An 8,631-nucleotide genomic window follows, 5' to 3' on the forward strand; every position below is an offset into this window, starting at 1 on the left:
GTCACCGGGCCGGGTCGCGGCAGGGAATGCCCGCATATCGTCAACCGGACGGCGGGGCCGTGTCCAGCCGGTTCCACGCGCCGGACCGAGACTGTGGCGCAACCGCAACGTGGTCCGGACCTTCCGTACCCGTCCCATGGGGAAGACGGGCCCTGGTACGGCACCTCGCCGCGATCCGGGAGAATGGGGTCATGACTGCCCAGATTCTCGATGGCAAGGCCACCGCCGCCGCGATCAAGTCCGAACTCGCCGCCCGTGTGGCGGTCCTCAAGGCGAAGGGCGTCACGCCCGGCCTCGGCACCGTCCTGGTCGGCGACGACCCGGGCAGCCGCTGGTACGTCAACGGGAAGCACAAGGACTGCGCCGAGGTCGGCATCGCCTCGATCCAGCGCGAGCTGCCCGCCACCGCCAGCCAGGAGGACGTTGAGAACGTCGTCCGCGAGCTCAACGCCGACCCGTCCTGCACCGGCTACATCGTCCAGCTGCCGCTGCCCAAGGGCCTGGACCAGAACCCGGTCCTGGAGCTGATGGACCCGGACAAGGACGCGGACGGCCTGCACCCGACCTCGCTCGGCCGGCTCGCCCTGGGCATCGAGGGGCCGCTGCCCTGCACCCCGCTGGGCATCGTCGAACTGCTGCGCCGGCACGGCGTCGAGATCAACGGCGCCGAGGTGGTCGTGATCGGCCGCGGCGTGACCGTCGGCCGCTCGATCGGGCTGCTGCTGACCCGCCGCTCCGAGAACGCCACCGTGACCCTGTGCCACACCGGCACCCGGGACCTCGCCTACCACCTGCGCAAGGCCGACATCATCGTGGCCGCCGCGGGCGTGCCGCACCTGGTCAAGCCGGAGGACGTCAAGCCGGGCGCGGCGGTGCTGGACGTGGGCGTCAGCCGCAGCGAGGGCAAGATCGTCGGCGACGTCCACCCGGGCGTGGCCGAGGTGGCAGGCTGGATCTCCCCGAACCCCGGCGGCGTGGGCCCGATGACCCGCGCGATGCTGCTCAACAACATCGTCGAGGCGGCCGAGCGCCGCGCCGGCCTCTGACCCCGCGACCGACACCACCACGAGGGACGGCGAGCATGACGGAACCGCGACCGGCACGGACCCGGCGCAGGCCGGTCAAGACCACCGGAACCCTGCCGCCCGAGGGCTCGTCCGCGGCCCTCGGACGCGACCACGCCCTGCCGGTCCGGCAGTGGCCGATAACGCTGGTCCTGTCGGTGGTCGGGGCCGGCCTCGCGGTCACCTGGTTCGCCGACTTCAAGGACGGTTTCAAGTACGGGCTGCTGATCCTCGGCTGCGGCGTGCTGCTCGGCGCCGTCCTGCGGCTGGTGCTGCCCGAGGTCGGGATGCTGGCGGTGCGCAGCCGCTTCACCGACGTGATCGTGCTGATCTTCCTGGGCGCGTCGATCGTGCTGCTGACCCTGGTCGCGCAGCCGAACCCGTGGCTGGAGATCCCGCTGCTCGACAACATCGGCCAGCTGATCGGCCGGCCCAAGCACTGACGCCGGGACACCCCCGACGGCCCCCGACCCGGAAGCCCCGGGCGGGGGCCGCCGTCCGTTGTGACGCATCAGCCAGGCCCGAGCCCCCGGCGTAGGCTCCCTTTGCGATAACCTGACGCCGGTCTCTCGATGTCGAGAGATCATCCTCGGCTCCAGTGCGCCGGTGTGCCTGGGGCACCTGGCGATCTGCTGGAGAAGGTAGAAATGACCCGCACCCCCGTCAACGTCACCATCACCGGAGCGGCCGGCCAGATCGGCTACGCGCTGCTCTTCCGCATCGCCTCGGGCCACCTGCTCGGTGCAGACGTGCCGGTGAACCTGCGCCTCCTGGAGATCCCGCAGGGCCTCAAGGCCGCCGAGGGCACCGCCATGGAGCTCGTCGACTGCGCCTTCCCGCTGCTGCGCGACATCACCATCAGCGACAACCCGAACGAGGCCTTCGACGGCGCCAACGTCGCGCTGCTGGTCGGCGCCCGTCCGCGCACCGCGGGCATGGAGCGCGGCGACCTGCTGCAGGCCAACGGCGGCATCTTCGGCCCGCAGGGCAAGGCCATCAACGATCACGCCGCGGACGACATCAAGGTCCTGGTGGTCGGCAACCCGGCCAACACCAACGCCCTGATCGCCCAGCGCAACGCCCCGGACGTCCCGGCCGAGCGCTTCACCGCGATGACCCGCCTGGACCACAACCGCGCGGTCGGCCAGCTCTCCAACAAGACCGGCGCGCTCGTCTCCGACATCAAGCGCGTCACCATCTGGGGCAACCACTCCGCCACCCAGTACCCGGACGTCTTCCAGGCCGAGATCGCCGGCAAGCCGGCCTTCGAGGCCGTCGGCAGCGACCTGGCCTGGCTGGAGAACGACTTCATCCCGACCGTGGCCAAGCGCGGCGCGGCCATCATCGAGGCCCGTGGCGCCTCCTCGGCCGCCTCGGCCGCCAACGCCGCCATCGACCACGTCCACACCTGGGTCAACGGCACCGCCGAGGGCGACTGGACCTCCATGGGCGTCGTCTCGGACGGCTCCTACGGCGTTCCGGCGGGCCTGATCTCCTCGTTCCCCGTCACCACCAAGGACGGCAAGTTCGAGATCGTCCAGGGCCTGGAGATCTCCGACTTCTCGCGCGCCCGCATCGACGCCTCGGTCAAGGAGCTGACCGAGGAGCGCGACGCGGTCCAGGAGCTGGGCCTCATCTGAGCCCGGCCGCAGCGGCTTTCCGACGGCCCGCCGCCTCCCTTCCCGGAGGCGGCGGGCCGTCGCCGTGTCCGTGTCCGGGCCGGTCCGGCGGCCTACACTGGCCCGCTGTGAACGAAACCCTCGGGGACGCCGCGCTCGTCCTCGTCTTCATCCTGCTGGGCGGGCTGTTCAACGTCGCCGAGATCTCGCTGATCTCGCTGCGCGAGGGCCAGATCCGGACGCTGGAGTCGCTCGGCACCCGGCGCTCGGCCCGGGCCGCGCACCTGGCCGCCGACCCCAACCGCTTCCTGGCCGCCGTCCAGGTCGGCGTGACCTGCATGGGCTTCCTGTCCGCCGCCTTCGGTGCGGACACCCTGGCCGGCAAGGTCGCCCCGCTGTTCGTCCGGGCCGGGCTCACCGAGGGCGTCGCCGACGCGGTCGCCCTGGTCGGCCTCACCCTGGTGATCAGCTACGTCTCGCTGGTGCTCGGCGAACTCACCCCCAAGCGGATCGGCCTGCAGCGGGCCGAGTCCATCGCGGTGATCGCGGCGCCGGTGGTGGACGTGATGTCGGTGGCGCTGCGCCCGGTGATCTGGCTGCTCGGCCACTCCACCAACCTGATGGTCCGCCTGCTGGGCGGCGACCCGGCCGCCGGCCGCGGTTCGATGAGCTCCGAGGAACTGCGTGGCCTGGTCGCCGCCAACACCGAACTCGGCAGCGACGAACGGGCGTTGATCGCGGACGTGTTCTCCGCCGGGGAGCGGCAGCTGCGCGAGGTGATGGTCCCGCGCACCGAGGTGACCTTCCTGGACGCCGAGCGCCCGCTGGCCGCCGTCCGGCACCAGGCGGACACCTCGCCGCACTCGCGCTACCCGGTGGTCGAGGGCAGCGCCGACGCCGTGGTCGGCTTCGTCCACGTCCGTGACCTGTACGGCGCGCGCGGCGAGCAGGCGGTCAAGGTCCGCGACCTGGCCCGCCCGGTCAAGCTGCTGCCCGGCACCAAACGGGTGCTGGAGGCGATGGGCGAGATGCGCCGTGAGGGACATCACCTCGCCATCGTGGTGGACGAGTACGGCGGCACCGCCGGGATCGTCACCCTGGAGGACCTGGTCGAGGAGGTGATCGGCGAGATCCGGGACGAGTACGACCGGCCGGAGACCGCCACCACCCGCCGGCTGGCCGGCGGCGGCATGGAGCTGGACGGCCTGCTCAACCTCGGCGACTTCACCGAGGAGACCGGCGTCACCCTGTCCGAGGGCCCGTACGAGACGGTGGCCGGCTGCCTGGTCGCCTCGCTCGGCCGGCTGCCCCGGGACGGCGACCAGGTGCGCGTGCCGGTCGAGGGCGGGGGCGGCGTGCTGCTGACGGTGGCCAAGCTGGAGGGCCGCCGGATCGCCCGGGTGAGGGTGAGTGCGGTCACACTGGCGGAGCCTCCAGGGGCGGACGTTTCCTGAGCGACCGGTGGAACTGGAACAATGGCCCGCATGGTCAACGCAGCGGTCACTGGTCCGGTCAAGGACCGTCCCCGGGTGCTCTCCGGGATCCAGCCCACCTCCGGCTCGTTCCACCTCGGCAACTACCTGGGCGCGGTGCGCCAGTGGGTCGATCTGCAGAAGGAGAACGACGCCTTCTACATGGTCGTCGACCTGCACGCGATCACCGTCGAGCAGGACCCGGCGACGCTGCGCCAGAACACCCGGATCTCCGCCGCCCAGCTGCTCGGCGCCGGCCTGGACCCGGAGCACTGCACCCTGTTCGTCCAGTCGCACGTGCCCGAGCACGCGCAGCTCGCCTGGGTGATGAACTGCCTCACCGGCTTCGGCGAGGCCTCCCGGATGACCCAGTTCAAGGACAAGTCGGCCAAGCAGGGTGCCGCCGGCACCTCGGTCGGCCTGTTCACCTACCCGATCCTCCAGGTCGCCGACATCCTGCTCTACCAGGCGGACGCCGTCCCGGTCGGCGAGGACCAGCGCCAGCACGTGGAGCTCACCCGCGACCTCGCGGAGCGCTTCAACACCCGCTTCCAGCCGACCTTCGTGGTGCCGAAGCCGTACATCCTCAAGGAGACGGCGAAGATCATGGACCTGCAGGACCCGGGCGCCAAGATGAGCAAGTCGGCCTCCTCGACCAAGGGCCTGGTGAGCCTGCTGGACGACCCGAAGGTGAGCGCCAAGAAGTTCAAGAGCGCCATCACCGACACCGGCACCGTCGTCTCCTACGACGAGGACGGCAAGCCCGGCGTCTCCAACCTGCTGCGCATCCACTCCGCGCTCAGCGGCCAGTCCATCGACCAGCTGGTCGCGCACTTCGAGGGCCGGATGTACGGTGCCCTGAAGACCGAGCTGGCCGAGCTGTTCGCCGAGTGGGTCACCCCGTTCCAGGAGCGCACCCGGGTCTACCTGGACGACCCGGCCGAGCTGGACCGGGTGCTGGCGATCGGCGGCGAGAAGGCCCGCGAGGTCTCCGCGCAGACCCTGGAGACGGTGTACGACCGGATCGGCTTCCTTCCGGCCGCCAAGCGGTGACTCCGCTGACAGGCCTGCCCGATGGTGACGACCTCCCCGAGGTCGTCACCATCGGCGTGTCCGTGAGCGTTCCGGACCCGTACGGTGCGGAGATCCAGGACGCCCGGGCCGGGCACGGGGATCCGCTGGCGCGGTCGATACCGACGCACGTCACCCTGCTGCCGCCGACCGAGGTGCCGGCCGCGGCGCTGCCGAAGATCGAGGAGCACCTGGCGGCGGTGGCGGCCGCGCACCGGCCGTTCCGGATGCTGCTGCGCGGCGCCGGCACCTTCCGTCCGGTCTCCCCGGTGGTGTTCGTCCGGGTCGAGGAGGGCGCGCAGGAGTGCCGCCTGCTGGAGGCGGACGTCCGCTCCGGCCCGCTGGCCCGCGAGTTGGCCTTCCCGTACCACCCGCACGTGACGGTCGCGCACGGCCTGCCGGACGACGCGCTGGACCAGGCGTACGCGCAGGCGCGCGGCTTCCGGGCGGCCTTCGCGGTGCCGGGCTTCGGCCTCTCCCGCTTCGACGCGGACGAGGTCTGGCGGCCCTGGCGGAGTTACCCGTTCTCCTGAACTACCGTACTGGCCTTCCGAGTTCGAGCATCCGGTCGACCACCCGGCGGGCCGCGCTGCCGTCGTCCAGGACGCAGTGCTCGGCCCGGAAACGGCGGTGGCGCTCGGCGTACCCGGGCGGCAGGTCCGCGCCGGTGTCGGCGAGTTCGCGCAGCGCGCCGAGCAGTTCAGCCGAGGTGGGGACGAGCGGGCCGGGGGCCTGCGGCTCGAAGTCGAAGTAGAAGCCGCGCAGGGTGTCGCGGTAGTGCTCCAGGTCGTAGGTGAAGAAGAGCACCGGGCGGCCGGTGATCGCGAAGTCGAACATGATCGACGAGTAGTCGGTCACCAGGACGTCCGCGACCAGCAGCAGTTCCTGCGGGTCGGGGTAGTCCCCACAGTCGTACAGGAAGCCGTCCCCGGCGCCCGGCAGCGGCTCGCGGACGTGCGCGTGCGGGCGGACCAGCAGCACGTGGTCCTCGCCGAGCAGGCGCCGGGCGTGGTCGAGGTCCAGCCGCAGGTCGAGCCGGAAGCCGCCGCCGTCGCCGCGCTGCTGGTCCTCCCGCCAGGTCGGCGCGTACAGCACGATCCGCTTGCCGTCCGGGACGCCGAGCCGTCGGCGGACGGCCGCGGCGGTGTCCGCGTCGGGGCGGGCGAGCACGTCGTTGCGCGGGTAGCCGGCCTCCAGGATCTCGCCGTCGTAGCGGAACGCGCGGCGCAGGATCGGGGTGGCGAACGGGCTGGGGGAGAGCAGCAGGCTCCACTGCGGGGTCTCCCGGGCGAGCGCCTCCAGGTAGCCGTGGTCGGCCAGCCAGGGGTTGTCGACGTCGTGGGCGATCCGCTTCAGCAGGGAGCCGTGCCAGGTCTGCAGCACCACCTGGCCGGGGCGGCGCTCCAGGAAGTCCGGGAAGTGCGTGTTGCCGACCAGGTACCGGCAGGTGGCCAGCGCGCGGTACCACTCCGGGCTCCAGATCCGGACGGCCCGGACCCCGGGCGGCAGCTCGGCCTGGGCGTCGTCGACCACCCAGAGGTGCTCCAACGGCGCGCCGCGGCGGGCGAGTTCGGCGTGCACCGCGCGCGGCGAGTCGGCGTAGCCGCGGCCGCCGAACACGTCGTACAGCACGGCCTCGCGCAGCGGTTCGCGGCGGGCGGCGGGGTAGTGGACGGAGCGCTGGCGGCTCTGCGTCCAGGCGCTGCGCTCGGTGGGGGTGAGCACCGGCGTGGAGTCCACCAGCAGGGTGTCGTGCCAGCGGCGCTGGAGCAGGATCCGCTTGCCGCCGACCGAGGTGGCGGCGGGCAGGGCGGGCAGCGCGGCGGGTGCGGCGAGCAGCGGGCGGCGCGGGCCGGGCCGCCCGGCGGGCGCCAGCACCGCCTCCCAGATGCCCTTGCGCAGCGGCAGGGCGGCGCCGTCCGAGCCGGTACGGGTGGCGGGCAGGCGGGCCCGGAACCGGCCGTCCGGGCCGGCCTCGACCGGTGTGCGGACCTCGCTCGCGGTGTCGGTGTGCCGCAGCACCAGCTCCAGTCGGTCCGCGGACCGGTCCGGGCAGTGGCCGGTGAGCTCGAAGCCGTCGGCCCGGACGGCGATCCGCTCGACCAGGCCGGCCGCCGGCTGGACGCAGAGCTGGAGCCGGCCGTCGGCGAGGTGCTTGAGGTAGAGCGTGCGGTCCGGGGTGTCGGGCAGCGGGTGCTGGCCGGCCACCGGGCCGCCGCGCTCGTCCGGGCAGAGCTGTTCGGTGCTGCCGTCGGGGCGCAGTAACTCGGCGTCCCAGTGCTCCAGTTCACCGCCGCCGCGCCCGTCGGCGGTGAACGGCCGGTACGGCAGGTGGACGGCGAAGGTGTTGCCGGTGCGGGCGACCGGCCGCTCGATCACGGCGTCGCTCTGGCGGTGGCGCAGCCGCAGCACGGTGCCGGCCGGGCAGGAGTCCGCGGCGCCGCGCAGGTCGAGGCCGTCGGCGGCGGGGGTGGCGTGGGTGAGCCGGATGCCGGGGCGTTCGAGCAGCAGCCGCAGCCGTCCGTCGGCGAAGTGCGGCTGGAGGCGGACGTCGTGGTCCACCCAGCGGGCCGGCGGGTACTCGCCGGAGCCGCACCAGTGCGGGGCGAGGGTGCCGTACCGGCGGCGCAGCCGGGTGGGGCGCGGGCGGGTGAACAGGGTGGTCTCGAGCTGCCAGTCGCCGAGCTGCCAGTCGGTGCCGTGGCGCAGCCGGCCGGGTTCGATCAGGGCGGTGAAGCCGGACCAGTCGTGGTTGAACTCGGGCTGGGCGCTGTCGTCGGTGACCTCGGGCAGCCGGCGGGGCCTGGACCGCAGGTGGACGGGCGGCCGGGACCCGTCGGGGTGGCGCAGGGTCAGCCAGGTCCAGGCGGAGCCGGGGCGGCCGGTGTCGAGGTCGTGCGGGCGGGCGAAACCGGTGAGCTCCAGGCCGCGGCGGGTCCAGCGGGCGCGCAGCAGGCCGAAGTCGACGTCCTCGTCGGGGGTGGGCTGGTCGGTGCTCACACGGGGGGCGGCGTGCGGAAGGACGAACCGTGTGAGCACAGGCATGGGAAGGCCCTTCGGGACGGGGGCGGTCCATGGCGGTGGACCGGGGCCGCCGGGCCGATTCCGATGGGGACCGGGGCCGAATTGATATCCCATACCGGGACGCCATCCGGGGTCAACTGTACGGACCGGAGAATTTCCCGTGAAATTCGTCAACGAAACACAAGTTCGAGTGCAATGCGGGCGTAAAGGGCGGGGATGTTCTCAGGAAATTCCCAGGAAAGCGCCGAGGCGCCCCCCGCGGGGGGGGGGGGGGGCCGCGGCGGGGGGGGGGGGGGGGGGGGGGGGCCTACCCCGCGACTACCTGCGGGGGGGCCACCCGGGGCCCCCCCCCGGGGCGGCCCTGGCCGCGTCCCCGTCGCC

At 72.9% G+C, this 8,631-nt stretch carries 7 protein-coding genes; 6 read left to right on the top strand and 1 reads right to left on the bottom strand.

Going from position 1 to position 8,631, the window contains the following annotated elements:
• The first annotated feature begins 191 nt into the window (after positions 1–191).
• The 6 genes from ACIOJE_RS02720 to ACIOJE_RS02745 all read left to right on the top strand — a co-directional run bounded on the left by ACIOJE_RS02720 (position 192) and on the right by ACIOJE_RS02745 (position 5,759).
• Positions 192–1,046, top strand: a complete 855-nt coding sequence (locus tag ACIOJE_RS02720; RefSeq protein ID WP_280675004.1) for a bifunctional methylenetetrahydrofolate dehydrogenase/methenyltetrahydrofolate cyclohydrolase — start codon at positions 192–194, stop codon at positions 1,044–1,046.
• 35 nt (positions 1,047–1,081) lie between these two features.
• Positions 1,082–1,507 (top strand): DUF3017 domain-containing protein, encoded by a 426-nt coding sequence (locus tag ACIOJE_RS02725; RefSeq protein ID WP_280675002.1) that lies wholly within the window; start codon positions 1,082–1,084, stop codon positions 1,505–1,507.
• A 204-nt stretch (positions 1,508–1,711) separates the two neighbouring features.
• A complete protein-coding gene (locus tag ACIOJE_RS02730) occupies positions 1,712–2,704 on the top strand; it encodes a malate dehydrogenase (RefSeq protein WP_280675000.1) in 993 nt (330 codons plus the stop codon).
• A gap of 107 nt (positions 2,705–2,811) precedes the next feature.
• On the top strand, positions 2,812–4,137 hold the full coding sequence (locus ACIOJE_RS02735; protein WP_280674998.1) for a hemolysin family protein: 1,326 nt from the start codon (positions 2,812–2,814) through the stop codon (positions 4,135–4,137).
• Positions 4,138–4,212: 75 nt separating this feature from the next.
• The gene (gene trpS / locus ACIOJE_RS02740) at positions 4,213–5,208 is read left to right on the top strand and encodes a tryptophan--tRNA ligase (RefSeq protein ID WP_280675756.1); all 996 of its coding nucleotides are present in this window, start codon (positions 4,213–4,215) and stop codon (positions 5,206–5,208) included.
• The gene (locus ACIOJE_RS02745; RefSeq protein WP_280674996.1) at positions 5,205–5,759 is read left to right on the top strand and encodes a 2'-5' RNA ligase family protein; all 555 of its coding nucleotides are present in this window, start codon (positions 5,205–5,207) and stop codon (positions 5,757–5,759) included. Before trpS ends, ACIOJE_RS02745 begins: the two co-directional genes overlap by 4 nt.
• Before the next feature lies 1 nt (position 5,760).
• Here ACIOJE_RS02745 and ACIOJE_RS02750 read toward each other — a convergent pair whose 3' ends face one another.
• The gene (locus tag ACIOJE_RS02750; RefSeq protein ID WP_400772798.1) at positions 5,761–8,271 is read right to left on the bottom strand and encodes a CDP-glycerol glycerophosphotransferase family protein; all 2,511 of its coding nucleotides are present in this window, start codon (positions 8,269–8,271) and stop codon (positions 5,761–5,763) included.
• Positions 8,272–8,631 lie beyond the last annotated feature (360 nt).

Origin of the sequence: Kitasatospora sp. NPDC087861 (assembly GCF_044742585.1) — a bacterium.
Taxonomy (GTDB): domain Bacteria; phylum Actinomycetota; class Actinomycetes; order Streptomycetales; family Streptomycetaceae; genus Kitasatospora.

What these genes read in the sequence shown, in the direction of transcription:
- ACIOJE_RS02720 (WP_280675004.1), top strand. Translation starts at nt 192, where the DNA reads ATGACTGCCCAGATTCTCGATGGCAAGGCCACCGCCGCCGCGATCAAG.
- ACIOJE_RS02725 (WP_280675002.1), top strand. Translation starts at nt 1,082, where the DNA reads ATGACGGAACCGCGACCGGCACGGACCCGGCGCAGGCCGGTCAAGACC.
- ACIOJE_RS02730 (WP_280675000.1), top strand. Translation starts at nt 1,712, where the DNA reads ATGACCCGCACCCCCGTCAACGTCACCATCACCGGAGCGGCCGGCCAG.
- ACIOJE_RS02750 (WP_400772798.1), bottom strand. Translation starts at nt 8,271, where the DNA reads ATGCCTGTGCTCACACGGTTCGTCCTTCCGCACGCCGCCCCCCGTGTG.